A 25,151-nucleotide genomic window follows, 5' to 3' on the forward strand; every position below is an offset into this window, starting at 1 on the left:
CCAGGGGGCCGCGCCGTGTCAGAGGAGTTCGGGCCGATGCCCTTCACGGCGCCCACTCCCTTCGCCGAGCCTCCCGAGTTCGAGTGCCTTCGCGCTCGGGAGGGTCCCGTCCGCGTGCGCACCGCCGCGGGGGACGCCGGCTGGCTGGTGACCCGCTACTCCGACGTGCGAGCGCTCTGCGCCGACCGGCGCATCGGCCGGTCCCACCCCGATCCCGCGTACGCGCCGCGCCTGTGGCCGGCGCGGCTGTTCGATCCGCCGGGCGACGTCGACGGCGAGATGGCCGACCACCGGCGCCTGCGCGCGCTCCTGGTGCCGGCGTACGGCAGGCGCCGGGTGGTCGCGGAGCGGGCGCGGGCCCAGGCGGTGCTCGACGAGATCCTTTCGACGCTCGTGGCCCGAGGCTCGGCCGCCGACCTGTATGCCGAGCTGGCCCTGCCGTACGCCATGCGGGCGGTCTTCGGCTTCGTGGGCGTGCCGGAAGCGGAGTGGGAGCTCTACCGGTGGCGTTCCCGCTGGTTACGCGCGCCGGGGCGGATGGCGGAACAGCCGGGCGGGATGCGCGCGGCGATGAGCCGGATGGTCGAGCGGGAGCGGGGCAGGGCGGGGGAGGACATGATCACCCGGCTGGCCGCGCTCGGCACCGAGGCGGCCACCGATGTCCTGTGCGGCCCTGTGGGTCTGGTGGAGTACGAGACGGTCGCGGCGCGGATCGGCTACGGGCTGCTGTACCTGCTGGCCGATCAGGAGCAGCGGCGGCGGCTGGTGGCCGACCCCGGCCTGGTTCCCTCCGCGGTCGAGGAGATCATGCGGGTGGCGGTGCCGGGGGGCAGCTGGATCCCCCGGTACGCGCTGGCAGGCATCGACCTGGGCGCGGCCAGGATCCGCGCGGGGGACCTGGTGGTCCTGTCGATGCAGGCCGCCAACCGGGACGCGCGCCGGTTCCGCGATCCCGGCGCGTTCCTCATCGACCGCGTGCCGAACCCGCACCTCGGCTTCGGGCACGGCAAGTTCTTCTGCCTGGGCGCGCATCTGACCCGGATGCTGCTGCACCAGGTGCTCACGACGGTGTTCCTTCGCCTGCCGGCGTTGCGGCCGGCCGTACCGGTGGAGGAGGTCGAGTGCGATCGTTCGTCGGTGACCGGCGGGGTGCGGGCGTTGCCGGTCAGCTGGTGAGGTCTACTTCAGGGCGCCTGCCGTCAGGCCGGCGACGATGCGGCGCTGGAAGAACAGGACCAGCACGACCAGCGGGATCGTCACCAGGACGCCGGCGGCCATCTGCGTGCCGAACGGGGTGTCGAACTTCGCCGCCCCGGTGAACTGGGCGATGCGGACCGTGGCGGTCTGCGTCGCCTGGTCGTTGACCATGGTCACGGCGATGATGAACTCGTTCCACGTGCAGATGAAGGCGATGATCGCGGTGGTGAAGACGCCGGGGGCGGCCAGGGGGAGCAGGACGCGGCGGAAGGCGGCGAAGGCCGTGCAGCCGTCGATCATGGCGGCCTGCTCCAGTTCCAGGGGGAGCTGGCGGAAGAAGACGGTCAGGTTCCACACGGTCAGCGGCAGGGCGAACGACATCGAAGGGACGATCATCGCCTGATAGGTGTTGATCCAGCCGATCGTGGTGAACAGCTTCAGCAGCGGCACGATCAGCAGCGCACCGGGGAACATGGACACGGCGATGATCAGGGCGAGGATGAGGTTCTTGCCGCGGAAGGTCAGGCGGGCCAGGGCGTACGCGGTCATCGTGCCCACGAGCAGCGTCACCGCGGTCGTGACGGCGGCGACCAGCAGGCTGTTGCCCAGCGCGCGGCCGAAGCCCATGCCCTCGGCGAAGACGGCGGCGTAGTTCTCCAGCGACCACGGCATCGGAACCGGCGACTTGTCGTAGATGTCGGAGGTACGCCGGAAGCTGGAGACCACCATCCAGTAGAAGGGCACCAGGCAGTACAGGGCGATGCCGGCCAGGCCCGCTCTACGCAGCAGCATCGCGCGACTCCTTCTTGCGGGCCCGGACGTCGCTCAGCAGGTCGGCGCCCAGCAGCTTCACGAACACGAACGCGATCACCGCGATGTAGACGAACAGGGCGGTGCCGTAGGCGGAGGCGGGGCCGTAGTGGACGCGGGTGGCCTCGTCCCAGATCAGCCCGGACAGCGTCTCGACCGACGCCTTGCGCGGTCCGATGAGCACGTACGGCAGGTCGAAGACCCGCAAGGCGTCCATGAGCCGGAACAACACCGCCACCAGCAGCGCCGGTTTGACCAGCGGGAGCGTGATCCGCCAGAACCGCTGCCCGGCCGACGCGCCGTCCACGCGGGCGGCCTCGTACACCTCGGCGGGGATGATCTGCAGCCCGGCCAGCACGAGCAGGCCGACGAACGGCGACGTCTTCCACACGTCGGCGATGATCACGGCCAGCTTGGCCCACACGCCGTCGGCGGTCCAGAGGATCTGGGTGCCGAGGATCGCGTTGGCGACGCCGTCCGCCTGGAAGATCCACTTCCACATGAGGCCGGAGACCGCGGTCGGCACCGCCCACGGCACCAGGATGCTGGCCCGAAGGAACGCCCGCCCGCGGAAGGCGCGGTGCATGACCAGCGCCATCGCGACGCCGAGCACGACCTCCATCGCCACCGTCGCCACGGTGAACAGCGTGGTGTTGAGCGTGGCGTTGAGGAAGCGCTCGCCGAGGACGCCGGCGTAGTTGGCCGCGCCGGCGAACCGCTCGCCCTCGACCACGAAGCCGTCGGCGTCGAGCGTCTGACCGCTGGTGTAGAAGGATTCGCGCATCGCCGCGACCAGGGGATAGAACACCACCAGCGCCAGGACGACCAGCGTCGGCGAGACCATCCCCCAGCCGAGGAGATTCTGCCTGGTGCGGATCACTTGAGCAGGGGGCCCAGAGCGGACTGCATCTCGGCGAGCGCCTGCTCGACGGGCTTGGTCCCGGAGACGATCGCGTACGCCGACTCCTGGATGGCCGCGGTGACGTCACCGTACTTGACCGCCGAAGGCCGCGGCTTGGCGGCCAGGATGCCCTCCTTGAGCGCGGGCAGGTACGGGTACTTCTTGATCAGCTCGGGGTCGTCGTAGAGCGAGGCCCTGGCCATGGGCGTGGAGTTGATGAGCGCGAACGCCTTCTCCTGTTCGGCCGAGGTGACGAAGGCGATGAAGTCCTTGGCCGTCTCCTTGTGCTTGGAGAAGGCCGACAGGGCCAGGTTGTTGCCGCCGAGCGTGCCGGCGCCCGGCCCGTTCAGTCCCGGGATCGGCGCCACGTCGAACTTGCCGGCGACCTTGCTGGAGCCGTCGGTCTTGTTGGCGGCCTCGTACATGTAGGCCCAGTTGCGGTAGAAGAGCAGCTTGCCCTCCTGGAAGGCGACGCGCCCCTCTTCCTCCTTGTACGTGACCGCCTCCTTGGGGATCATCCCGGAGGTGAAGCCGTCGGCCAGGAACCGCGCGGCCTGCTTGGCCGAATCGCTGCTGACCTCGGGGAACCGGCCGCCGGCCGAGTTGACCGCCTCGGCGAAGTTGACGGTCAGGCCCTCGTACTTGTCGAACTGCCCGCCGTAGCAGGACATGCCCTTCTGCTTCGGCAGCACCTCGGCGCAGATCTTCTTCATCTCGTCCCAGGTCTTGGGCGGCGTCTTGACCAGGTCCTTGCGGTAGTAGAGCAGCCCGGTGCCGGTGAACAGCGGCATCGCGTAGAGCTTGCCCCGGTACTTGCCGGTCTCGACGGACGGGGGCAAGAAGCCGGTGACGTCGAAACGCGGCCCGGTCAGCTCGTCGGCCCAGCGGTTGGCGGCGAACTCGCCGGTCCACACGGCGTCGATGAGCAGGACGTCGAAGGCGTCGGACTTGGTCTGGGCGTTCTGGATGAGCTTGCGGCGCTGCTCGTCGGCGCTCTCCGGCAGCAGGACCGAGGTGACCTTCTCGTTCGGGTGGGCGGCGTTCCAGGTGTCGACGATCTTCTGCGTGGCCTCGGCCTCGAACTTGCCGCTGGCGAAGGTGAGCGGGCCGCGCCCGCCGTCGGCCGGCTTCTGCGTGCTGGGGGATCCGGCGTCCTGCCCGCCGCAGGCCGCCAGGCCGAGGCCCAGCAGTCCCGCGACCAGAGCGGCCGGGATCTTCTTACCGTGCATTATCGGGGGGTTCCTTCCAAGGTGACGGTGGTGCCGTCGAGGCGGGACCTCTCGGCCGCCCAGGCGATCAGGTGGCTGTGCAGGCTCTCGCCGGGCGAGGACAGCACGGCCGAACGGTCTCCGGTCTCGACCGCGCTCAGGAACGCCGCCATCAGACCCTCGTCGCCGCCGCCGTGACCGCCGTCGGCCGTACCGTCGCCGGTGGCGGAGCTGTCGACGACGGACGTCTCGCCCGTGACGAAGTCGGTCACCTTCAGCAGCACGCCGTCGCCCTCGATGGAGCCGTGCGTGCCGAAGATCCGGGTCTGGCGGTGCTGCTGGGGGGTGAAGGCGGTCATGGTGAACGCCGCGCTCGCGCCGCCCTCGAACTCCATGTTGACGACCTGGTGGTCGACGACGTCGTTGTCGCAGGCGTAGACGCATCTGCCGTACGGGCCGGTGCGCAGCGCCTCGCGCACGCCCGCCGCCGAGACGTCCTCGGTGATCACGGTCAGCGGCCAGCTCTCGCGCCCGGCGAGCGGCAGGTAGAGGCGGGGCGCGGAGTAGGGGCAGGTGCTCTCGACCGCGCAGTCCAGGCAGCGGTCGGCGGCGCCCTCGGGACGGTTCTCCGGGCGGAAGTGCTTGAGGCCGCCGAAGGAGGAGACCCGGGTGACCTGCCTGCCCATGATGTGCACGAGCCAGTCGAGGTCGTGGCAGGACTTGGCGAGCAGCATGAAGGTCGACTCGTCGGTACGCCGCCAGTTGCCGCGCACGTAGGAGTGGGCCTGGTGCCACCAGCCGACCGGTTCCAGGTGCTGCACGCTGACGATCTCGCCGATGGCGCCCGCGTCGAGCAGTTGCTTGAGCGTCCGGGTGTAGGGCGTGTAGCGCAGCACGTGGCAGACGGCGAAGACGGTTCCGGCCTTCTCGGCGGCGGCCACGATCGTGCGGCAGTCCTGCTCGGAGACGGCCATCGGCTTCTCCAGCAGGATGTGGTAGCCGAGCTCGGCGAAGCGGACCGCGGGCTCGACGTGGTCGGCGTCCATGGTGGCGATGATCACGGCGTCGGCCTGGCGGGGGAGGGCGGCCAGCTCGCGCCAGTCGGCGTAGTGGGCGGCCTCGGGGAAACGTTCGCGGCGGGCCGCCAGCGGGTCGGCGACGGCCACCACGCGTGCCCTGCCCTCGGCGCGGCGGGCGTACCCGGACCCGCGTGAACCCGCGCCGACGACGGCGAGAGTGACCATCAGTCCTCCAGATATGTAACCAATTCACGTATGTCGGCTGATGCTAGGATTCGAGGTCAAACAGGTCAATAGGTGGAGTCGGTCACAGTTATGAAACGGAGTCACATAAGTGGCGGGTGACGCTTCGCTCCTGCGACGGGTGAACACCCAGGTCACGCTGAACGCGCTACGCCGCGAAGGCGTGGCCACGCTCACCCGGCTCGGCCGGATCACCGGGCTGTCCCGGCAGACCGTCGAGACCGTTCTGGACGAACTGGCCGAGCGCGGCTGGGTCAGGGAGATCCCGCCGGACGAAGGCGTCATGGGCCGGCCAGCCCGCAGGTTCGGCTTCCGCGCCGACGCCGGATACGTGCTCGGCGTCGACATCGGCGCCAACAAGATCCTCGCAGCGCTCGCCGACCTCAACGGCGAGGTCGTCAGCTGGCACCGCGTGGCCGTCTCCGACGGCGCCCCCGCTCCCGAACGCCTGGAGGCCGCCCGCCAGGCCGCGCTGGCCTGCGTCGACGTCGCGGGCGTGGCCCGTACCCGGGTGTGGGCGGTCTGCGCGGGCACCTCGGGCGTCGTGGACCGCTCGGGCCGCGTCTCCCTGTCGACCGTGCTGCCCGGCTGGACGGGCGTGGACCTCGCGGGGCTGGCCGGGGGCTGGTTCGGGTGCAAGGGCCTGGCCGCCAACGACGCCAACCTCGCCGCCCTGGCCGAGCACTGGCGCGGCAGCGCGCAGCACGCCGCCGACGTCGTCTACGTCCTGGTCGGCCATCGCGTCGGCGCGGGCATGCTGATCGGCGGCCGGCTCCACGGCGGCAGGACCGGCGCGGCCGGCGAGATCGGCGCGCTGCGCCAGGTCGGCTGGGAGGACGCCGCCGCGGAACTCGACACGCACGGCGAGGCGGCCGCCGTCTTCAAGGCCGCCGGCGACGGCGACCCCGGCGCCGCCCGCGCGGTGGAGCGCTTCGCGGAGAAGCTCGCGATCGGGGCCGCCGCCCTCGTGCTGGCCGTCGACCCCGACCTGCTGGTGGTCGGCGGGGGCTACTCCCGCGCGGGCGACGTCCTGCTCATGCCGTTCCGCCGCCATCTGACCGACCTGTGCCTCGGCGTGCCCGAGGTGGTCACCTCCACGTTCGGCGACGAGAGCGTCGCCCTGGGCGGGGTACGGCTGGCCCTCGACCACGTGGAAAGGGAGATCCTCGGGCTCTAGACCATGTACTGGTCGTGCTGCTGATAGAGCTCTGTCCACTCCTCGTCGCTCAGCTTGCGGCCGGAGGTGGCGAGCTCGGCCAGCGCCTCGAAGTACGCCTCCCGCGGCGCGCCGGGCGTGAACAGGATCAGCATGGTCACCCGCTCGCCCGACTCGTTGCGGAAGCCGTGGTGGCCGCCGGGCGGCACGTACAGGAAGTCGCCGGGCCGGCCGTCCACCCACGTGTCGCCGCTGTAGAGCTTGACCGAACCGGAGATCACGTAGAACGACTCGGAGATCGTCCGGTGGAAGTGCGGGGTGGCGCCGCCGGGCCGCACGCCCATCTCCCACCGGTACAGCCCGAACTGCCCGTCGGTGGTGGCGCCGGTACCGAGGTAGTGCACCTCGGTGCCACCGGCGCCCATGACCAGGTCGGGGGCTTGATCGCCCGGGCGGAGCACACCGCTGTGCTCTCCCGAGTCGCCTTTGTACCTAACTTCGGGATACGACATGGGGCTCACTCTTCCAGACCCGCGGCTCCTCGTCGTCCTCGTGACCTTCGACGGAGAGGTTGGGCAGCAGCCGGTCCAGCCAGCGCGGGCACCACCAGTTGAGGCGTCCGAGCAGCACCATGGTGGCGGGGACGAGGAAGCCGCGGATGATCGTGGCGTCCACGGCGATGGCCACCGCCAGCCCCACGCCGAACGTCTTCACCAGCGGGTCCGGATAGGCGATGAAGGCGACGAACACCGCGACCATGATCAGGGCGGCGGAGGTGATGACCCGGCCGGTCGAGCCCAGCCCCTCCGCCACCGCCCGCCGGTTGTCGCCGTGTTTGAGGTACGCCTGCCGTACAGCCGTGAGAAGGAACACCTCATAGTCCATCGAGAGCCCGAACAGCACCGCGAACAGCATCAACGGCACATAGGGCTCAATGGGCACGGTGAAGAAGAGGGTCTGCAGGTAGGAGGCGTCGGCCGGTGGGTCCATGCCGACCAGCTGGCTGCCCAGGCCGTAGGAGAAGACGATCGCGAGCGCGCCGAACGCGGCCCCCAGCGACACCAGGTTCATCAGCGCCGCCTTCAGCGCGACCACCGGCGCGCGGAACGCCAGCAGCAGGAGCATCGCGCTGAGCAGCACCACTACGCCGATGACCAGCGGAGTGTTGCCCGAAATGCGGTCCGCTGCGTCGGCGAGCGCGGCCACCTCTCCGCCGACGTGCACGTTCACGCCCGGTCTGTCCAGCGCCCTGACCGCCTCGACGACGGCGGGCGCGCGCTCGTCACTGGGCGCGTAGTCGGGAATCGCCTGGATCAGCACGGTACGGCCGGCGTCGTTGAGCTTGGGCGGGCTCACGTGGGCAATGCCGTCGATGTCGCCCACATCCCTGGCCAGGCCTTCGACGATCGGGTCGGTGGCCTTGGCGACCTTGCCGCCCAGTTCCGCCACGACGACCAGCGGGCCGTTGCTGCCGGGGCCGAAGCCGGTGGCCATCAGCTCGTAGGCGCGGCGGGGGGCCGAGCCCTGCGTGCCGTACCCGTCGTCGAGCGGCCCGAGCTTGAGCGCGAGCGCGGGCGCGGCGAGCGCGCCGAGCGCCAGGACGCTGGCGAGCAGGACGCTCCACGGGCGCTTGGCGACCCACGCGCCGAGCCCGGCCCAGCCGCCGGAACCTTCCTTGCGGCGGCCCAGGAACGGCACCTTGAGCGCGTTGACCTTCTCGCCAAGGACGCCGAGCAGCGCCGGGACCAGCGTGATCGAGGTGAGCACGGCGAAGACGACCGAGATGCCGGTGATCCAGCCGAGCGTGCGCAGCAGCGGGAAGCCGCCGAGCACGAGCGCGCTGAGCGCGATGATGACCGTGCCGCCCGCGAACACGACCGCGCCACCGGAACTGGACACCGTCCGCCGCACCGACTCCAGCACCGGCACCCCGTCGGCCAGCAGCTTGCGGTGCCGCGAGAGCAGGAACAACGCGTAGTCGATGCCCACGCCGAGCCCGATCATCGTGGCCATGATGCCCGCCTGCTTCGGCACGTCGACCACATGCCCGAGCAGCCCGATCACGCCCAGGCCCGCGGCCACGCTGACCAGCGCCGTGAAGATCGGGATCAGGGCGGCCACGAGCGTGCCGAAGGCCAGCACCAGGACGAGCAACGCGCACGTGACGCCGATGATCTCACTGGGGCCGGTCTTGATCTCCTTGTCGGCCGGCGTCGAACTGTCGGCCGGAACCACCTCGATGCCCATCGCCCGCGCCGGATCCGCGGCCTTCGACAGCGCCTGCGTGGTCTCGGCGACCTTGGCGCTGTCGTGGCCCTCCATGCGGACCACGATCAGGCCGATCTGCAGGTTGGAGGCTATGCCGCCGCGCCGGTAGGGCGTCTCGACCTGCTCGACGTGGGGGAGGTCGCGGAGCTTGTCCATGGACCTTTCGACGGCCTGCTTCTTCGGCTCGTCCGTGAGCGGTCCCTTGTCCGAATAGAGCACCAGTTGCACCGTGCCGCCCGGCGCGTACCCCGGGCCGAACCCGTCGCGCATCAGGTCGTGCGCGCGCTGCGCGTCGGTGCCGGGAATGGTCACGTCATTGCTGACCGGCCGGCCGGAGACCAGGCTGCCGACCATGAGGCCGGCGGCCGCGATCACCCATAACGCCAGTACCAGCCGCCCGTGCCGTGCACACCAGCTACCGAGCCGCCCGAGAAACCTCGTCATTGTTTACGCCCGTCCTGTACGCTCGTACAGCGTCTACGATGCCGAGATTAGACGGGAAATTTCCGGAAATCCCGTGCTAGACCGGAAATGAGATGATGACCACAATCGACCCCGGGAACGACACCCGCAGCCGCATCCTCGCCGCCGCCCAGCGCCTGTTCGCCGAGCGCGGCTACGCGGCCACGTCGCTGGCCGACATCGCCGCCGAAGTGGGACTCACCAAAACCGCGGTCGCCTACCACTTCCACCCCAAGGACCGCCTGGCCGCCGAACTGCTCGCGCCCGCCGCCGACGACGTGTTCGCCCTGCTCGGCACCCGCGACGACTTCGTACCGGCGCTGGTGGACTGCGTGGTGCGCAACCGGGCGGTGATCCGGCTCCTCATGGAAGACTTCGGCACCGCCGACTCCGCCCCACCCGGCACCCCTGGCGAGGCCATCCGCACCTTCCGTGACGCCATCCACGAACGCCTGGTCGGCCCCAACCCCTCAGAACGGGACCGGATCCGTGGATGGGCCGTGCTGGGGGCGTTGCAGTGGGGCGTCGTCCACACGATGGACCTGCCGGAGGACCTCGTCCGCACCGAACTCCTCCACCTCGCCCAACCCCCTGAGCCATCGCATCCCAGCTAGCCTCCCCACCTCTTCCGCGCCGCCACCCCTCCCGGGCCGCCAACACCCCGGCCTACCGACGCCCCAGGTTGCTGATGCCCCGGCCCACTGATACCCCGGGTAGCCGACACTCCCGGGCTGCCAACACCCTTAGCCGCGGGCACCCAGGGCCGCCGACGCACTGAGCGCCACTCGCCCCCTGAGCCACTGGCGCCCTGAGCTCCCGATCTCTGGGCCGCTGCCGTCCTGGTCGGCTGCCGCCTGGGCCGCTGAACCCGGCCGCCCTATGGATTCGCGCTTATCCACAGGCTCTCGACCGAGCGTCGCCGTTATCCACAGAACCGCGTTCTGCTCCCCATCGCCCACCCCGGCTGAGCGATGCTAGGCCCTCCAACCCGCAGCACCCCTTGGAGCCGCCACATGCACGCCCGCCTCCACTACCTCAGCGTCATCGCCGGGGCACTCACCGGAGTCGCCGCCCTCACCGCCACGCTCGCCTCCCCGGCCGCCGCCACCCTCGCACCCGCCACCCAACCCACGGCTGCCTCCCAGGTCACGACCCAAGCCAAGCCGGCACCCCGGACCACGACCAGCCCCACGCCTTCGCCTTTGCCCGCCGCACGAGCACCCCTGGCCTCAGCTCCCGAGAACGCAACACCTCAGCGAACCCCCGAGCCACCCATCGACGGCCACACCCACCGCGACGCCGACCCTGACGAGTACCGCCCCCGCTCGGCCTGAACCACCCTCGCCCTCCCGGCCAGGCCTGGGCCTGGAACAGCGGTGGACCAGGTCGGCCGTCTGGACCAGGCCGGGCCGGGCAAGGTGGTGGACGGGCCTGGCCCAGGTAAGCCGTTTGGACCAGGCCGGGCCGGGCACGGCGGTGGGCCGGGTCAGCCCAGGTAAGCCGCTCGGACCACCGGGTTCTCCCGGATCTCCGCCGGCGTGCCGAGGGCGATGACCTTGCCCAGGTCGAGGACGACCAGCCGGTCACAGGTGCCCATGACGAAGCCCATGTCGTGCTCGACCAGCAGGATCGTGGTGTCCAGCGCGGCGACGACCTGGCGCAGCCGTACCGTCTGGTCGTGGTCGAGACCCGAGGTGGGCTCGTCGAGCAACAACAGGCGCGGACGGTCGGCGATCGCCCGCGCCAGCTCGACCAGCCGCCGCTGACCGACGGGGAGAGCCGCGGCGTAGGCGTCACGAAGCTCAGTAAGCCCGCACAACTCCAGAACCTCCGCCACCCGCCCGGCTCGTTCGCGTTCCAACCGCCGCCGAGTCGGCCACCCGACCAGATCGGCAGGCAGCCCACCACCACCCCCACGCCAATCAAGCGCAGCCAGCACATTGCCCGCGACAGTGAGCCGCCCGAACACCTGCGTACGCTGAAAAGTACGGCGCAACCCCGCCCTTGCCCGCCGAAGCGGCGACAGCGCGGTCACATCAGTGCCATCCACCCCGACCCGCCCGCTCAGCGGCCTGCGCAAACCGCACACGACATCGAACAGCGTCGTCTTCCCCGCACCATTCGGCCCGATGACGCCACAGATCTGGCCCTCCGGCACCTCGAACGTCACCTCCGACAACGCCCGCACCCCGCCAAAGGCAACCGACACGTCCTCGATCGCAAGCATCACAACACCCCCGAGCAGACACCGACGAACCGATCGCGGTGCGCTCTGGCCGTGGTGAGCGGTAGGTCAATGGTTGTGAGCATCAACACCCCCAGGCAGGCTGGTGGTTGGGCATCAGGGGGCTCCCAGGTAGGTGGCGGTGAGGCGGGTTGGGTCTACCTCGGAGCGAGGGCCGGTCCAGGTGATGCGGCCCAGGCTCATGAACGCGACCCTGTCGGCCACCGCCAGGACCTCGGTCGCCTTCTCCTCGACCAGGAGCAGTGCCACGCCGCGTTCGCTGAGTTCGACGAAGATCTCGAAGACCTGCTGCACGATCAGCGGTGCCAGGCCGAGCGAGGGTTCGTCGGCGATCAGTACTGCCGGGGGTTTGATGAGGGCTGGGGCGAGTGTGAGCAGTTGCTGTTCGCCGCCGGACAGGGCTCCCGCGGCCAGCGTACGGCGGGCCGCGAGCTGTGGCATCCGGTCGTAGACCGCCTCCGGGTCGGGGAGCCAGGTGCGCAGGTTCTCCTCAACGGTGAGGCCGGGGAAAACGCCGCGGCCCTCCGGCGCCAGCAGGATGCCCTCGCCGACCCGCCGGTGCGCGGGCCATCGGGTGACGTCGATGCCGTTGAGCAGCACCCGGCCCGTGCCGACGGGCAGGTCTCCGGCTGCCACGGCGCAGGCGGTGGACTTGCCGGCCCCGTTCGCGCCGAGCAGGGCGACGACCTCGCCCTCGTGCACCTCCAGGTCCACGCCGCGCAGCACGGTCGTGTCGGCATACCCGGCCACCACGTTGTCCAGCCGGAACAACGGCGTGGCATCCCATTCCCCCGCCCCACCCACCGGCCCACCCGGACTCCGCGGCCCCGGCACCGCCACAGCCCCGGCCGCAGCGGGTCCGGGCCTGGCCGCGGGCGTTTCCGCTCCGGCCGTGGTGCGCGCCGACGCGGGTGAGCTGCCTGCGGTCGTCCCATGAGTCCCATGCGTCCCATGCGCGCCTGTGCCGGAACCCGCCGCTGCTGCAGCCGACGGTGCCGGTGCCGTTGCTGGTGCTGGTGTGGGCGCGGTGGGTTCTGACGTGGTGTCGGGTGCGGTTTGGGGGTGGGGGAGAGCCGAGGCAGAGGTGGCCGGGGTGGGCGTGTGAGCCGGGTCAAGGGCGGTTGGGGTGGGCGTGTGAGCCGGGTCAAGGGCGGTTGGGCTGAGGCTGGAAGTCGGGGTGATCTGGATGTGGGGGAGAGGTGGGGTGAGTGCGGGCGGGGTGGGTGTGGAGGGGAGAAGGTCTGAGGTGGAGGGGAGGTGGGCTGGGGTGGGATGGGTGGGGTTTGGGGTGGGATGGGTGGGGTCTGGGGGGTGGGTGAGGAGGTGGGCTGGGGTGGGATGGGTTGGGAGGTGGGCTGGGGTGAGGTGGGCTGGGGTGGGGTGGGTTGGGAGGTGGGCTGGGGTGAGGTGGGCTGGGGTGGGGTGGGAATGGTGGCGGTGGTGGTGGCGGGTTTGGGCTAGTTGGGTGAGGATGCCGTCCGGGTGTTTGGCGAGGATTACGCCGCCTGCTCCGAACAAGATGGCGCCTACGTGGGCGGAGATTTCCCAGGCTGAGAGGATTTCTGGGAAGGCGGCGGCGATTAGGCCGCCCAGTACGGCCCCGCCGATCCGCCGGACGCCCTGGAGGACCACCACGGCCAGCCATACGAACCCGGCGAACGCCGGCAGGTCGGTGGCGGTGATGGAGCCCTTGGAGACGGCGAACAGCACTCCGCCGAGCCCGGCGATCCCCGAGGCCAGGGCGAAGAGCATGATCTTGGTTCGGGGGCCGGAGATGCCCGAGGTGGTGGCGGCGGCCGGGGCGGAGCGGACGGCGAGGATGGCGCGGCCGGAGGCGGAGCGTTCGAGATTGCGCACCAGCAGGGCGACCAGGCCGATGAGGAGCAGGAGGACGACGACGCGTACGCGGGGATCGGAGGTGTCGGCGAAGCCGAAGCCGAGGGCGGGCAGTTGCCAGCCGATGGTGCCGTTGCTGAACGCGTCCACCTGGAAGAGCACCTGGTCGGCCAGCAAGGCGAGGGCGAGCGTGGCCAAGGTCAGGATGCGGCCGCCCAGGCGCAGGGCGGGCAGTGCCACCAGCATGCCGACGGCTGTCGCCGCCAGGACTCCGAGCACGATCGCCACCGCGAACGGCAGGCCGGAGGCGAAGGCCCAGCCACAGGTCAGCGCTGCCATCGAGGCGAACGCGGCCTGGGCCAGGTTGACCATGCCGCCGATCCCGGTCACCACGACGAAGGAGCAGAAGATCAGCGCCAGGACGAGCCCGTGGGCGGCGATGCCGACGTAGTACTCCTGGGCGGTGAAGGTGAAGACGACCAGTACGGCCAGCGAAACGGCCCACGGCAGGCGGCGCCGCCAGGCCGGGATGCCCGCGAGGTAGTCGGGTGGCGGCGCGTCCTCGGCCGCGCTGCCGGCGACGCGTTCGCGGGATCGGTTCAGCAGGATCAGGCCGGCGAAGAGCAGCAGGACCGGCACCGCCGTACGCAGGCCGGTGATCTCCGACAGGAAGTCGGTGTATCCGGCGACCAGGTTCTGCACGACGCCCAGCCCGAGCCCGGCCGCGAACGTCCACGGGATCGAGCGCAGCCGCCCGAAGACCGCGGCGGTCGCCGAGGCGAACAGCAGCACGGTGTACGCGGTCGCGTCCAGCCCGATGATCGAGACGGCCAGGACTCCGGCCAGCCCGGCCAGGCCGGAGCCGAGCATCCAGGCCAGGCCGGAGGTGGCGTCGGCGTCGATGCCGCGCAGGGTGGCCAGGCGCCGCCGGTCGACGCTGGCGCGCATCCGCAGGCCGTACGGCGTGTGCCGCATGAACGCCCACAGCCCGAGCGCGGCGACGGCGGCGAAGGCGAACGTGATGAGCTGCCCGGAGTCGAGCGGCACGCCGAGCACGGTGAAGGAGGTGGCCGGGAAGGGGCCGAGGCCGCGGGGGAGGGAGGTGGCGTCGGCGCTGGGGAGTTCGAGGAGGTCAACGAGGAGCAGCCCGGTGGCGGGCAGCGCGATCGTCAGCCCGATCGTGCCGACAATCTGCGCGGTTTCCCCCGCCTGCGCCAAACCCCGAAACATCACCCGGTGCAGGAAATATCCGAGCAAAGGCGCAAAAATCCCAACAGCCACCACCGCACACACCCACGTCGGCAGCCCCAACGCCACATTGAGCTCGTAGTACACCAGAGCCGTCAGAAAGCCGACCGCCCCGTGCGCGAAGTTGAAGACCCCGGTGGCCGCATAGGACAGGGTCAGCCCCGAGCCCATCACCGCGAAGATCGCGCCCGTGACCAGGCCGCTGAGAACGTAGCCCAGGATCATTTGAGCGGCACGTTGTCGAAGCACTTCATGTTCTTGGCCACCTGGAACGCGCCGCCCTCAAGCTTGACCAGCGCGCCGCAGCCGTTCGGCTCGGCATGATCCTTGGGGTACCGGACCCTGCCGAAGCCCGCGTTCTCGTAGCTGTAGGAGCCGTTGCCCACGTCGAGCACCTTCTGCCGGGTGAGGTCCTTGCCGGCTTTGCCGGCCATGTCGAGGAAGATGTCGGCCGACCAGTAGCCGATGGCCAGGTGCTGGGTGAGCGGGGTGCCGGGGGCGACCTTCTCTACGTCCTGCCGCAATTGGGCGATCTCCGGCGCGGTCGACTCGAAGGGCTCGAACATGGGCGCGGCGATCACGCCCTCCATCGCCTGCGCGGTGGCCGGGTCCTTGAGGATGGCCACGTCGTAGCTGGTGGCGTCGCTGAGTGTGCCCTTGTAGCCGGCCTTCTTCAACGCCGTGTAGAGCCCGACGTTGAATTTGGTCCCGGCGATGATCGAGACCACGATGTCGGGCGCCTGGCCCCCGTCGGAGGTCATGATCTTGTTGACGTACGGCAGCCAGTCGGGTGGTGGCGCGGCGGCGGGCAGCGCCGAGTTGAGGCCGACGAGCGTGAACCCGGCCGCCTCGAAGGACTGGGAGATGGTCTTGCCGCCGTACTTGCTGCCGCTGGAGTCGGAGGTCTGCACGTAGACGGTCTTGCCGTCGGCGCCGCCGAGCAGGTCGGCCATCTGCCGTCCCCACCAGGTCTGGGAGCCCGCGCCCGTTTTGGGGGCCAGGCAGCCGCTGTAGCCGAAGCCGGTCTTGGTGCCGCACCACTGGGGTCCGGTGGCCCAGCCGTACCAGGGGACGCCCTGTTGTTCGAGGAAGGCGGCGCCGCCGAAGTTGGGCGCGTGCACCGGCAGGACGGCGAAGACCTGGTCCTTCTGGACGAGCTTCTTGGCCGCCGCATCGCCCTTGGCCGCGTCCTGGCCGTCGTCCTCGGCGCCGACGAACTCGATCTTCCGGCCGTGGACGCCGCCCGCGGCGTTGGCGCGCTCGAAGCGCGCCTTCGCGCCGATCTCGGCGTCCTTGGTGGAGTAGCCGCTGGCGCTGGTCTTGGTCAGCACGCCGCCGATTCTGATCGTCGTGTCCGTCACTCCGGGTACGGCGCCGCCCGCCGCACCGGGGGCCTTCTGCTGGGCGGCGCACCCCGCGAGCGCCACCAGCACGGCCACCATGATCCCGAGTTCCCGCCGCAACAGGGCCATCACCGCTCCATTTGGCCTAGCGCTCGCTTGGTTTCGGACAGCGTAAGCAGCGGTTTCCTGCACGTCAATGTTCAAGCAAGCAATTGCTTGATACGGTCGGCGCATGCTGATGCGAGCGGCCGTCCTGACCGAGTACGGCAAGCCCATGGAGATCCACGAGGTGGACATCTCCGACCCCGGACCAGGCGAGGTACGCGTCCAGGTCAAGGCCTCCGGCGTCTGCGGCTCCGACCTCAAGGCCATCGACGGGAAGAGCCCGGTCGTCTCGCGACTGCCGTTCATCCTCGGCCACGAGAGCGCCGGAATCGTCGAGAGCGTGGGCGCGGGCGTGAGCGCGGTGAAGCCCGGCGACCACGTGGTCGTCTCGATGAGCGGCCCCTGCGGCAGATGCCCGGCCTGCGGCGCCGGCCGCTTCCACCTGTGCTCGGGCCCGGACCGCCTCGCCACGATCATGGGCGGTCCGCCCCGCGTGCGTCTGGACGGCGCGGAGACCCGCCGCTTCATCGGCATCGGCTCCTTCGCCGAGTACGCGGTCGTGCGCGAGCCCGCCTGCGTGAAGATCGCGAAGGACGCCCCCTTCGACGCGATGTGCCTGCTCGCGTGCGGCGTCATCACCGGCGTCGGCGCCGTGCTCAACGTCGCCCGGGTACGGCACGGCGCCACCGTCCTGGTCGTCGGCTGCGGCGGCGTCGGCCTGAACGTCATCCAGGGCGCCGTCCTCGCCGGAGCCACCACGATCATCGCCGCCGACGTGGCCGAGCGGAAGCTCAAGCTCGCCCAGCGCTTCGGCGCCACCCACACCCTGATTCCCGCGGACCTGCCCGCGCAGGTCGCCGAGATCGTCCGCGGCGGTGTGGACTACGCCTTCGACGTCACCGGCGTCCCCGGCGTCCTGGCCTCCGCCTTCGCCGCCACCGCACCCGGCGGGACCACCGTGATGGTCGGGAGCCCGCCCCAGGGGCAGCCCGCGCAGATCGAGCCCGGCCTGCTGTTCGCCTCCCGCCGCCTCATGGGCACCCAGGGCGGCGACAGCGCGCCCCACCGCGACCTGCCCATGCTCGCCGCCCTCGCCCAGCAGGGCCGCCTCGACCTGTCCGGCCTGATCAGCGAACGGCTCCCGCTGGAGCGGATCAATGAGGCCGTCGAGCACACCCGTCAGGGCGCCGTGGCCCGTACCGTGATCAGCTTCTAGAGCACTTTGCCCGGGTTGAAGATGCCCGCCGGGTCGAGCGCCCCCTTGACCGAACGGTGCAGGGCCAGCACCTCGGGGCCGAGTTCGGCGTGCATGCCGCGCATCTTCAGCAGCCCGACGCCGTGCTCGCCGGTGACCGTGCCGCCCAGCGCGATCGCGTCGTCGAGTATCGACTCGAACGCCCGCTGCGCGCGGGCCCGCGCGGCGTCGTCGCCGGCGGGCACCACGATCAGCGGGTGCAGGTTGCCGTCTCCGGCGTGGGCGATGTTGGCGATGTGCACGTCGTTCGCCTTGGCGTGGCCCTCGATCCTGGCCAGCATCTCGGGCACCAGGCCGCGGGGGACGCAGACGTCCTCGGTGAGCACCGGGCCGAGCCGTTCCAGCGCGGGGTAGGCGAGCCGGCGCGCGGCGAACAGCGCTTCGGCCTCCTCCGCGTCGGTGGAGCGGGTGCTCCAGCCCGCGCCGGCCGTGTCGAAACAGCGCTGCAGCTCGGCGGCCTCACGCTCGTTCCCGCTGTCGATGCGGCCCAGCAGCAGGACGTCGCCGAGGTCGGCCAGGCCCATGTTCTTCCAGTCGTCCACCGCGCGCAGGCAGTAGCGGTCCACCAGCTCCAGCGCGGCGGGGGTGACGCCGCTCGCGGCCACGCCGGCGACGGCCCGGCCCGCGGCGACCAGCGAGTCGAACGCGCCCACGACGGTCGTGGGCGCGCCGGAAGGCGGGCGCAGCAGCCTGACGGTGATCTCGGTGATGACGCCGAGCGTGCCCTCGGAGCCCACGAACAGCGCCGTCAGGTCGTAGCCCGCCACGCCCTTCCTGGTCCTGCGGCCGAGCCTGACCAGCTCGCCGGTGCCGGTCACGACCTGAAGGCCGAGCACGTAGTCGCGGGTCACGCCGTACTTGACGCAGCAGACGCCGCCCGCGTTGGTCGCGGCGTTGCCGCCGATCGTGGACCACGGGGAGCTGGCCGGGTCCGGCGGGTACCACATGCCGTGCCCGGCCACCTCCGCGCGCAGCCGGTCGTTGACCACGCCGGGCTGCACGACCGCGATCTGCTCGGCGGCGTCGATGTCCAGGATGCGGTCCATGCCGTCCATGGCCAGGATGACGCAGCCGTCGACGGCGTTGGCGCCGCCGGACAGGCCGGTGCCGGCGCCGCGGGTCACCACCGGGACCCGGTGCTCGGCGCAGACGGCCACGACCGCGCGTACCTGCTCGGGGTCCTGGGGCCGCACGAGCGCGGCCGCGCGCCCCTGCGGCGCCCAGGCGGCCTGGTCGCGGGAGGAGGCGGCGATCACGTCGGGGTCGCGGACGATCCGGCCGGCGGGCAGGACGGCGGACAGGGCATCGAAGAACGGCACGTCCCGCACGTTACGTGAACAACTGCCCGGAGTTCACGTCGACCGTGGCGCCGGTGATGGCGCCGGCTTGGTCGGAGGCGAGGAAGATGACGGCCCGCGCCACGTCCTCCTCCGTCGCGATGCGGCGCAGGGCCATGGCCCGCAGGTCTCGCTCGCGGATCTCGTCGAAGGTCACACCCTCGGATGCGGCTCTGGTACGCATCCAGTCGTCCAGCACGTCACTGGCGATCCAGCCCGGCGCCACGCAGTTGACCCGGACCCCCGAGGGCCCGAGCTCGTCGGCCAGGCAGTGGGACAGGAGATGGGCGCCCGCTTTGCCCACGGCGAAGTCGGAACGGCCGGCGTAGCCCTTGCGCGAGGACATGGAGGTGACGTTGACGATCGAGCCCGATCCCTGGGCCACCATGTGCGGAGCGATGTAGCGACAAGCCACTAAAGTCCCATAAGTCCCGATATCTACGGCTTCACGCCACGACCTGAGGTCATCTGGGGACATGTCCAGGACGTTGCGGCGATGCGTGCCCGGGAAGGCCGCGTTCACCAGCACGTCGATGCGCCCGAATCGGGCCAGCGTCCTGGCCGCCAGCCCGCGCATGTCGGCGGGCACGGTGACGTCGGCGGCCACCGCGATCGCCCCGGGGACCGGCCGCCCGGTCCTGGCCGCCGCGACGACCTCGGCGCCCTCCTCCCTCATCAGCCCGGCCAGCGTGGCGCCCAGGCCGGGCCCGGCGCCGGTGATGATCGCGATCTTGCCGTCGAGCAGCATGGCCGGATCGTAACAAGCGCTTGGCTCTCTGTCGCGCCTGCCTGGCCGGGAAACCAAGCGTGCGCTAGGTTGGGTAGCGTGGATCTCGACTTCACCCGGGCCGAGCAGGACTTCCGCACCGAGATACGCGGCTGGCTGGCCGATCACGTGCCCGCCCCGCTGCCGTCCATGGACACCGCCGACGGCTTCGCCGCCCACCGCGCGTGGGAGGCCGAACTGGCCGCCGCACGGCTGTCGGTCGTCTCCTGGCCCATCGAGTACGGCGGGCGCGCCGCCTCACTGATCGAATGGCTGATCTTCGAGGAGGAGTACTGGGCCGCCGGCGCTCCCGGCCGCGTCACCCAGAACGGAATCTTCCTCCTCGCCCCCACCCTGATGCGCTTCGGCACGGAAGCGCAGCGCACCCGCTGGCTGCCCGGCATGGCCACCGCCGAACACGTCTGGGCCCAGGCCTGGTCAGAACCCGAGGCGGGCAGCGACCTGGCCGCCCTGACCTCCCGGGCGGAACGCGCCGACGGCGGCTGGCGCCTGTTCGGCCACAAGACCTGGAGCTCCCGCGCCGCCTACGCCTCCCACGGCTTCGGCCTCTTCCGCACCTCCGGCGAACGCCACCGCGGCCTCACCTACTTCCTCTTCCCGCTCGACGAGGTCGAGGTCCGCCCGATCGCCCAGCTCGACGGCGAGCACGGCTTCGCCGAACTCCACTTCGACGGCGTGTTCGTGCCCGACGACATGGTCCTCGGCGAGCCCGGCGAGGGCTGGCGCATCGCCATGGCCACCACGTCCTCCGAACGCGGCCTCGCCCTGCGCAGTCCCGGCCGCTTCCTTGCCACCGCCGACCGCCTCCTGCGGCTCGCCGCGCCCGACCCCGTCCTCGCCGACCGGGCCGCACGCTGCTGGATCGACGCCGAGGCCTACCGCCTGCACACCTTCGCCACCGCCCGCCGCCTGTCCGAAGGCGCGGAGACCGGCTCGGCCACCAGCATGGGCAAGGTCTTCTGGTCCGAGCTCGACCTGCGCATGCACACGCTCGCCATGGAGCTGCTCGGCGAGCGCGCCGCGGCCACCACCTGGCACGACGGCTTCCTGTTCGCCCTGGCCGGGCCCATCTACGCCGGCACCAACGAGATCCAGCGCTCCATCATCGCCGAACGAGTCCTGGGGCTGCCCCGATGAACTTCGCCTTCACCGACGACCAGCTCGCCCTGGCCGCCACGGTCCGGGACGTCCTGCGCGCCCACTGCCCGCCCCACGCCCTGCGCGCCGAGCGCGCCCCGGGCTGGGCCGAACTGGCCGCCACCGGCTTCTTCGCCGCGCTGGTGCCGGACGCGGCCGGCGGGCTAGGGCTGGAGCTCATCGACCTGGTCCCGGCGCTGGAGGAGACCGGGCGCGCGTGCCTGCCCGGCCCGGTGGTGGAGACCGCCGTGGCGGCGCCGTACCTGCTGGAGGGTCGTTCCGAGCTGACCAAGCTCGGCGCGCTCACGGTGAGCGCCGCCCGCGACGGACTCGCGCCCGACGCCGACCTCGCCGACCTCGTCGTGGCCGGGCCCCGCGTGGCCACCCGTGATCGGGTACGGCTGGCGCCGGCCCCGGGCGCCGACCCCTGCCGCAGGATGTTCGAGGTGAGCCTGACCGGCTCGGAGGAACTGCCAGGATCCTGGGCCGCCGCCCTGCCCAGGGCGACCGTCGCGACCGCCGCCCAGCTCATCGGGGTGGCCCGCCACCTGCTGGACACCTCGGTCGGCTACGCCCGCGCCCGCACCCAGTTCGGCGGCCCGATCGGCGCCTTCCAGGCGGTCAAGCACATGCTGGCCGACGTGGCGATCGCGATCGAGTTCGCCGCGCCGCTGGTGAGCCGGGCGGCGCTCACCCTGGAGCGGCCCAGCGCCGTCCGGGACGTCAGCGCGGCCAAGGCGGCGGCCGGTGAGGCCGCGGCGCTCGCCGCGCGCACCGCGCTGCAGGTCCACGGCGCCATCGGTTACACCTACGAGCTGGACCTGCGATTCTGGCTCGCGCGGGCCTGGTCGCTGTCGGCCGCGTACGGCGGCGCGGCCGAGCACCGCGCGATCGTGCGCGCCGAACTGCCCGGCGCGGCGAGGTTCCCATGAGGTACGGCGTGCCGCTCGGCCTCATCCACCCCGCCGCCTGGAAGGACGTGGCGGTGGCCGCCGACGAGCTCGGGTTCGAGTCGGTGTGGCTGCCCGAGCACCTCGTGTTCACCACCGACCTGTCCATGGCGGCCTATCCGGGCGGCGCGAACCCCGGGATCAAGCCGGCGACGCCGTTGTTCGACGCGCCCGCGTATCTGTGCTTCCTGGCCGCCTGCACGCGGCACGTGCGGCTGGGGACGGCGGTGCACCTGTTCGCGCTGCGGCACCCGCTGGTCTCGGCGCGCGCCTTCGCCACGCTCGACGTCGTCTCGGGCGGGCGGGCCATCTGCGGGGTGGGCGCCGGATGGTACCGGGGGGAGTGGGAGGCGGCGGGGGTGCCGTTCGCGGCACGCGGGGCCCGGCTGGACGAGGCCCTTCTGGTGGCGCGGCGGTTGTGGAGCGAGCCTGTCGTGCGTCACTCCGGGCGCTTCTACGACCTTCCCGAGGTGGCCTTCGAGCCCAAGCCCGTGCAGGCGCGGCTGCCGGTGTTGTGCGGCGGCGAGTCGGCGGCGGCGCTGCGGCGGGCGCGCACGCTGGGGGACGGGTGGATCAGCATGCCGCACACCCTGGAGTCGGTCCGGCCCCAGCTCAAGGTGCTGCGGCCGCCCGCTGACCGGGACTTCTCCGTGACCGTGCACGCCTACCGCCTGGCCTCGCCCGAGGAGGTGCCCGCCTGGGCGGCCCTGGGCGTGGACCGGCTGATCGTGCGGCCGTGGTCGCGTACGCGCGACGCCGTGAGCGGGCTGACGGCCTTCGCCGCCGCCTACGGCGTCACGCGCTGACCCGCCCGCCACCGCCCCGCCCGCCACCGCCGGGCCGGAGCGTCACGCGTTGACGTGGCGGGAGGCTTCCGTGCGGCGGTGCCGGCGGCCGCGGAGCGGGGCCTCCTGGGTGAACGCCTCGGGAGTGTCCAGGATGTCGCCCACGAAGGTCGCGCGGGCGGAGGCGCGGTGACGTCGTCCGCGGGCCGGGGCGTACTGGGCGTTCTGGGCGAAGGCCGTGTCGAGCTCGGTGGGGAACGCGGGGCGGCGGCGCCTGCCGTGGTAGGAGCCCGTCTTCTTCGGCGCGGACGTGCGTGGGGTGAACGGGTCGAACGGCTCGACGGCGCGGGCGGTGGCGGCGTCGAGGTTCTCCAGGGCCTTGGCGGTGAGCCGGTCGAGGTCGAGGCCGGGCTCGGGCTTGTCGAAGATGCGGGGGAGGGCGCCGGTGTCCTCGGAGAACACGTAGTGCGAGGTGTCCACGGCGGGCTGCCCTGTGTCCACGGCGGGCTGTCTCGTGTCCACGGTCGGAGGCTGGGTGTCCAGGGCGTTGGCCGTGGCGGCCATCTGGGCGCTGATCGTGTCGATCGGCCGGTCCAGCACCGCGCCGGTCCGCAGGGGGAGTTCCAGCTTGGCCGGGGCGGTCTCCAGGCCGGCGAACGTCAGGTCCAGTGGCCTTTCCGCGACTGAGGTCGCCTCGGTCGTCAGGGTGACCTCGGAGGTGGCCTGCAGGGCGATCTGGCCGCGGCGGGGGCGGCGGCGCCTGCCGCGCTTGGGGGCGGGCTTGGCCGGGGTGGCGGCGGCGGGCCGTACACGGAGCTGGCGGGTTTTGGTGACGGCGAGCACCGCGAGGGCGGCGATCAGGGCCGAGCCGATGAACGCGGGGGTGCCCAGGGCGGTGGTCGTGTCGGCGGGTTTGGAGTCCACGATCACGGGCAGCGGCGCGGTGGTGGCGGCGTTCGTGTCGGCGGTGGCGGGCTTGGCGTGCTTGCCCTTCTTGATGGCCTTGCCGGCTTCCGGGGTCGTGCTGGCGACGCCGGGCCTGGCGGCCTCGGGCCGCTCCTCAGTGGGCCGGTTCGCGCCGGATTTGGGCGCTGCGGGGCTTTCTGCGGTCTTCTGGGGTGAAGGGGCGGACAGGGGGGCGTGCGCCTGTTCTGGGGCCGTCTGGGGGATCAGCGCGGTCAGTCCCTGGTCCGGCAGGCCGTCACCGTCGGACGGGTGGCCCGTCGAGGCCTTGACCTCTTTCTCGTCGCGCTTGCGCGCGGCCTCCTTGTCGAGGCGGGCCTTGATCTTCTCCGGATAGCCGTAGCCGACGACCTTGCTGGTGTCACGTTCCTTGCGCTTGGCGACACCGCCGTCGATGTTGCCCTCGATCGTGTAGATGGTGTCGCCCTCGACCCGGGTCACGATGCCCACGTGGTCGATGCCGTCGACGTCGTTGCCGCCGCGCCAGTCGTAGAAGACGAACGCGCCCGGCTTGGGCGTCTTACCCCAGGCGCCCTGCTCCTGGAACCACTCGGCGTGCGCCACGGTCCAGGCGAACTGTCCTACCCAGTCCTCGTAGCCCAGCTTGGCCGCCGCCCAGGAGAGGTACATGTCGCACCAAGGTGCCGAGCTGTAGTCGGCGTCGAACTCGATGTTCTTGCCGTACCAGTCGCCGAACTTGGTGTACGCATCGGCCTTCTCGGAGTACCCGAGTTCCTTCTCCAGCAGGTCGATGAACTTCTTCATCTCTGGGGTCATGTACGTGCTGCGGACCTTCCGGGCAGCCCGGGTACGAGGGAGCAACCCGGGACGCTAGTGACGACAGTGGGGGGCTGTTGTCTTCCGTGAGGAGTGAGGCTACCTCGCCAAAAGGCCAGGTCAAGCATGAGCCAAGAAACCGCCAAGTGCAGCTCGGTATCAAAACCGCAGGTCAAGAGGCTGCCAGAAATTTCACGAAATCGCCGGAAAAGGGGGAAAAGATCTACCGAACATAGTTCGGTATGCTGCTGGTCATGACGATCGAGGCGGCCACCGTCGAACCCCGGCTCCAGGCGCTCTGCGAGCTGTCCGCGCAGGTACGCGACCTGATGGACGCCACTGCTCTCACCGACGTCCAGGAACCCGAGCTCGCCGCCGTCACCGCGATACTCGCCGAGGCCACCGCCCGCCTGCGCGCCGCCACCCGCGACACGCCGCAGCCGTTCGAGATCGGGCCCGACGGCGGCCTGCGCCACCTGGGCAACGCCGTCACCGGCGGGGCCAACCCGCACGCCCTGCCCCTCATCGTCGAACGTGACGGCGCCGCCGTACACGCGCGGCTGTCCTTCAGGCCCATGCACGAGGGCCCGCCCGGATCCGTGCACGGCGGGATCAGCGCGATGATCCTCGACCACCTGCTCGGCCAGGCCGCCGCCGCGGCGGGCGCGGCCGGGATGACGGCCTCCCTGACCGTCCGCTACCTCAAGCCGGTCCCGTACGGCACGCCCCTGCTGGCCAGGGCGGAACACGTGCGGGCCGAGGGGCGCAAGTCCTGGTCGGAAGGCCGGATCACCACGCCGGACGGCACCCCGCTGGTCGAGGCCACCGGCCTCTTCATCACCCCCACCGGCTGGACCACCCGCCCAGCACCCCACCCCTGACCCACCCCCAGACCCCCGGCATGCCGACCCCCTGGGCTGTCACCCCTCGGTAGGCCCTTCGGGTTGTCACCCCGCGGGAAGCGCCCTTGGGCTGTCGCCTTGCGGGAAGTGCGTGGGCCGTCGCCCGCCGGGATGGCCCCAACCTGTCACCCCCTTGGCGCCCTGCGGGCTGTCGCCTCTCGGGGAGGGTTGGGGTGCTGGCGGTTGGGAGGTTCTGGGGGGGGGGCTGGTCTTCGCG

General features: G+C 71.4%; 21 protein-coding genes. 9 read left to right on the forward strand and 12 right to left on the reverse strand.

Going from position 1 to position 25,151, the window contains the following annotated elements:
• Nucleotides 1-15 precede the first annotated feature (15 nt).
• A complete protein-coding gene (locus ACIBHY_RS44640; RefSeq protein ID WP_397248039.1) occupies nt 16-1,176 on the forward strand; it encodes a cytochrome P450 in 1,161 nt (386 codons plus the stop codon).
• A gap of 3 nt (nt 1,177-1,179) precedes the next feature.
• Here ACIBHY_RS44640 and ACIBHY_RS44645 read toward each other — a convergent pair whose 3' ends face one another.
• Genes ACIBHY_RS44645 through ACIBHY_RS44660 form a run of 4 tightly spaced genes read right to left on the reverse strand, consistent with a single transcriptional unit; the run spans nt 1,180 to nt 5,360 of the window.
• Nucleotides 1,180-1,989 carry a carbohydrate ABC transporter permease gene (locus tag ACIBHY_RS44645; protein ID WP_397248041.1) on the reverse strand — a complete coding sequence of 270 codons (810 nt, stop codon included), beginning with the start codon at nt 1,987-1,989 and terminating at the stop codon, nt 1,180-1,182.
• Nucleotides 1,976-2,887 (reverse strand): carbohydrate ABC transporter permease, encoded by a 912-nt coding sequence (locus ACIBHY_RS44650; RefSeq protein WP_397248043.1) that lies wholly within the window; start codon nt 2,885-2,887, stop codon nt 1,976-1,978. The genes ACIBHY_RS44645 and ACIBHY_RS44650 overlap by 14 nt, the downstream gene beginning before the upstream one ends.
• A complete protein-coding gene (locus ACIBHY_RS44655; RefSeq protein WP_397309898.1) occupies nt 2,884-4,137 on the reverse strand; it encodes an ABC transporter substrate-binding protein in 1,254 nt (417 codons plus the stop codon). The genes ACIBHY_RS44650 and ACIBHY_RS44655 overlap by 4 nt, the downstream gene beginning before the upstream one ends.
• Nucleotides 4,137-5,360 (reverse strand): Gfo/Idh/MocA family protein, encoded by a 1,224-nt coding sequence (locus tag ACIBHY_RS44660; protein WP_397309899.1) that lies wholly within the window; start codon nt 5,358-5,360, stop codon nt 4,137-4,139. Before ACIBHY_RS44660 ends, ACIBHY_RS44655 begins: the two co-directional genes overlap by 1 nt.
• A 109-nt stretch (nt 5,361-5,469) precedes the next feature.
• Here ACIBHY_RS44660 and ACIBHY_RS44665 point away from each other — a divergent pair, with 109 nt between their 5' ends.
• On the forward strand, nt 5,470-6,555 hold the full coding sequence (locus tag ACIBHY_RS44665) for an ROK family transcriptional regulator (RefSeq protein WP_397248049.1): 1,086 nt from the start codon (nt 5,470-5,472) through the stop codon (nt 6,553-6,555).
• Here the strand turns inward: ACIBHY_RS44665 and ACIBHY_RS44670 are convergent.
• Both ACIBHY_RS44670 and ACIBHY_RS44675 read right to left on the reverse strand, forming a co-directional pair.
• Nucleotides 6,552-7,046 (reverse strand): cupin domain-containing protein, encoded by a 495-nt coding sequence (locus ACIBHY_RS44670; protein WP_397309900.1) that lies wholly within the window; start codon nt 7,044-7,046, stop codon nt 6,552-6,554. The two genes, ACIBHY_RS44665 and ACIBHY_RS44670, sit on opposite strands and share 4 nt — an antisense overlap.
• Nucleotides 7,027-9,246 (reverse strand): MMPL family transporter, encoded by a 2,220-nt coding sequence (locus ACIBHY_RS44675; RefSeq protein WP_397248053.1) that lies wholly within the window; start codon nt 9,244-9,246, stop codon nt 7,027-7,029. The genes ACIBHY_RS44670 and ACIBHY_RS44675 overlap by 20 nt, the downstream gene beginning before the upstream one ends.
• A 92-nt stretch (nt 9,247-9,338) precedes the next feature.
• On the opposite strand from ACIBHY_RS44675, the gene ACIBHY_RS44680 reads away from it, so the two are divergent.
• Both ACIBHY_RS44680 and ACIBHY_RS44685 read left to right on the forward strand, forming a co-directional pair.
• Complete coding sequence (locus tag ACIBHY_RS44680; RefSeq protein ID WP_397248055.1) at nt 9,339-9,878, forward strand: TetR/AcrR family transcriptional regulator; 540 nt, start codon at nt 9,339-9,341, stop codon at nt 9,876-9,878.
• Between the two features lie 399 nt (nt 9,879-10,277).
• On the forward strand, nt 10,278-10,598 hold the full coding sequence (locus ACIBHY_RS44685; RefSeq protein ID WP_397309901.1) for a hypothetical protein: 321 nt from the start codon (nt 10,278-10,280) through the stop codon (nt 10,596-10,598).
• A 152-nt stretch (nt 10,599-10,750) separates the two neighbouring features.
• Here ACIBHY_RS44685 and ACIBHY_RS44690 read toward each other — a convergent pair whose 3' ends face one another.
• From ACIBHY_RS44690 to ACIBHY_RS44700, 3 genes are all read right to left on the reverse strand, one after another.
• On the reverse strand, nt 10,751-11,491 hold the full coding sequence (locus ACIBHY_RS44690) for an ABC transporter ATP-binding protein (protein WP_397248059.1): 741 nt from the start codon (nt 11,489-11,491) through the stop codon (nt 10,751-10,753).
• 114 nt (nt 11,492-11,605) lie between these two features.
• The gene (locus ACIBHY_RS44695; RefSeq protein WP_397309902.1) at nt 11,606-14,818 is read right to left on the reverse strand and encodes an ATP-binding cassette domain-containing protein; all 3,213 of its coding nucleotides are present in this window, start codon (nt 14,816-14,818) and stop codon (nt 11,606-11,608) included.
• Nucleotides 14,815-16,065: an ABC transporter substrate-binding protein gene (locus ACIBHY_RS44700; protein WP_397248063.1), complete on the reverse strand. Its 1,251-nt coding sequence runs from the start codon at nt 16,063-16,065 to the stop codon at nt 14,815-14,817. The genes ACIBHY_RS44695 and ACIBHY_RS44700 overlap by 4 nt, the downstream gene beginning before the upstream one ends.
• A gap of 103 nt (nt 16,066-16,168) precedes the next feature.
• On the opposite strand from ACIBHY_RS44700, the gene ACIBHY_RS44705 reads away from it, so the two are divergent.
• Complete coding sequence (locus ACIBHY_RS44705) at nt 16,169-17,257, forward strand: alcohol dehydrogenase catalytic domain-containing protein (RefSeq protein ID WP_397309903.1); 1,089 nt, start codon at nt 16,169-16,171, stop codon at nt 17,255-17,257.
• Here the strand turns inward: ACIBHY_RS44705 and ACIBHY_RS44710 are convergent.
• Both ACIBHY_RS44710 and ACIBHY_RS44715 read right to left on the reverse strand, forming a co-directional pair.
• Entirely contained in the window at nt 17,254-18,615 is a 1,362-nt protein-coding gene (locus ACIBHY_RS44710; RefSeq protein WP_397309904.1) for an FAD-binding oxidoreductase, read from the reverse strand. The two genes, ACIBHY_RS44705 and ACIBHY_RS44710, sit on opposite strands and share 4 nt — an antisense overlap.
• Nucleotides 18,616-18,625: 10 nt before the next feature.
• Nucleotides 18,626-19,381: an SDR family oxidoreductase gene (locus tag ACIBHY_RS44715; RefSeq protein ID WP_397248069.1), complete on the reverse strand. Its 756-nt coding sequence runs from the start codon at nt 19,379-19,381 to the stop codon at nt 18,626-18,628.
• 78 nt (nt 19,382-19,459) lie between these two features.
• Between ACIBHY_RS44715 and ACIBHY_RS44720 the strand changes: the two genes are divergently transcribed.
• Genes ACIBHY_RS44720 through ACIBHY_RS44730 form a run of 3 tightly spaced genes read left to right on the forward strand, consistent with a single transcriptional unit; the run spans nt 19,460 to nt 22,313 of the window.
• On the forward strand, nt 19,460-20,557 hold the full coding sequence (locus ACIBHY_RS44720; protein ID WP_397309905.1) for an acyl-CoA dehydrogenase family protein: 1,098 nt from the start codon (nt 19,460-19,462) through the stop codon (nt 20,555-20,557).
• Complete coding sequence (locus ACIBHY_RS44725) at nt 20,554-21,489, forward strand: acyl-CoA dehydrogenase family protein (protein ID WP_397309906.1); 936 nt, start codon at nt 20,554-20,556, stop codon at nt 21,487-21,489. Before ACIBHY_RS44720 ends, ACIBHY_RS44725 begins: the two co-directional genes overlap by 4 nt.
• Nucleotides 21,486-22,313: a TIGR03619 family F420-dependent LLM class oxidoreductase gene (locus ACIBHY_RS44730; RefSeq protein ID WP_397309907.1), complete on the forward strand. Its 828-nt coding sequence runs from the start codon at nt 21,486-21,488 to the stop codon at nt 22,311-22,313. The genes ACIBHY_RS44725 and ACIBHY_RS44730 overlap by 4 nt, the downstream gene beginning before the upstream one ends.
• A 42-nt stretch (nt 22,314-22,355) precedes the next feature.
• Here the strand turns inward: ACIBHY_RS44730 and ACIBHY_RS44735 are convergent, their stop codons facing one another.
• Nucleotides 22,356-24,020 (reverse strand): CHAP domain-containing protein, encoded by a 1,665-nt coding sequence (locus tag ACIBHY_RS44735; protein ID WP_397309908.1) that lies wholly within the window; start codon nt 24,018-24,020, stop codon nt 22,356-22,358.
• A gap of 266 nt (nt 24,021-24,286) precedes the next feature.
• Here ACIBHY_RS44735 and ACIBHY_RS44740 point away from each other — a divergent pair, with 266 nt between their 5' ends.
• Nucleotides 24,287-24,913: a PaaI family thioesterase gene (locus ACIBHY_RS44740; protein ID WP_397309909.1), complete on the forward strand. Its 627-nt coding sequence runs from the start codon at nt 24,287-24,289 to the stop codon at nt 24,911-24,913.
• Nucleotides 24,914-25,151: the final 238 nt, after the last annotated feature.

The organism is Nonomuraea sp. NPDC050547 (genome assembly GCF_044457345.1).
Lineage (GTDB): Bacteria > Actinomycetota > Actinomycetes > Streptosporangiales > Streptosporangiaceae > Nonomuraea.

What these genes read in the sequence shown, in the direction of transcription:
- ACIBHY_RS44690 (WP_397248059.1), bottom strand. Translation starts at nt 11,491, where the DNA reads ATGCTTGCGATCGAGGACGTGTCGGTTGCCTTTGGCGGGGTGCGGGCG.
- ACIBHY_RS44725 (WP_397309906.1), top strand. Translation starts at nt 20,554, where the DNA reads ATGAACTTCGCCTTCACCGACGACCAGCTCGCCCTGGCCGCCACGGTC.
- ACIBHY_RS44735 (WP_397309908.1), bottom strand. Translation starts at nt 24,020, where the DNA reads ATGAAGAAGTTCATCGACCTGCTGGAGAAGGAACTCGGGTACTCCGAG.
- ACIBHY_RS44685 (WP_397309901.1), top strand. Translation starts at nt 10,278, where the DNA reads ATGCACGCCCGCCTCCACTACCTCAGCGTCATCGCCGGGGCACTCACC.
- ACIBHY_RS44700 (WP_397248063.1), bottom strand. Translation starts at nt 16,065, where the DNA reads ATGGCCCTGTTGCGGCGGGAACTCGGGATCATGGTGGCCGTGCTGGTG.
- ACIBHY_RS44715 (WP_397248069.1), bottom strand. Translation starts at nt 19,381, where the DNA reads ATGCTGCTCGACGGCAAGATCGCGATCATCACCGGCGCCGGGCCCGGC.
- ACIBHY_RS44695 (WP_397309902.1), bottom strand. Translation starts at nt 14,818, where the DNA reads ATGATCCTGGGCTACGTTCTCAGCGGCCTGGTCACGGGCGCGATCTTC.
- ACIBHY_RS44680 (WP_397248055.1), top strand. Translation starts at nt 9,339, where the DNA reads ATGATGACCACAATCGACCCCGGGAACGACACCCGCAGCCGCATCCTC.
- ACIBHY_RS44705 (WP_397309903.1), top strand. Translation starts at nt 16,169, where the DNA reads ATGCTGATGCGAGCGGCCGTCCTGACCGAGTACGGCAAGCCCATGGAG.
- ACIBHY_RS44660 (WP_397309899.1), bottom strand. Translation starts at nt 5,360, where the DNA reads ATGGTCACTCTCGCCGTCGTCGGCGCGGGTTCACGCGGGTCCGGGTAC.
- ACIBHY_RS44645 (WP_397248041.1), bottom strand. Translation starts at nt 1,989, where the DNA reads ATGCTGCTGCGTAGAGCGGGCCTGGCCGGCATCGCCCTGTACTGCCTG.
- ACIBHY_RS44730 (WP_397309907.1), top strand. Translation starts at nt 21,486, where the DNA reads ATGAGGTACGGCGTGCCGCTCGGCCTCATCCACCCCGCCGCCTGGAAG.
- ACIBHY_RS44655 (WP_397309898.1), bottom strand. Translation starts at nt 4,137, where the DNA reads ATGCACGGTAAGAAGATCCCGGCCGCTCTGGTCGCGGGACTGCTGGGC.
- ACIBHY_RS44740 (WP_397309909.1), top strand. Translation starts at nt 24,287, where the DNA reads ATGACGATCGAGGCGGCCACCGTCGAACCCCGGCTCCAGGCGCTCTGC.
- ACIBHY_RS44670 (WP_397309900.1), bottom strand. Translation starts at nt 7,046, where the DNA reads ATGTCGTATCCCGAAGTTAGGTACAAAGGCGACTCGGGAGAGCACAGC.
- ACIBHY_RS44675 (WP_397248053.1), bottom strand. Translation starts at nt 9,246, where the DNA reads ATGACGAGGTTTCTCGGGCGGCTCGGTAGCTGGTGTGCACGGCACGGG.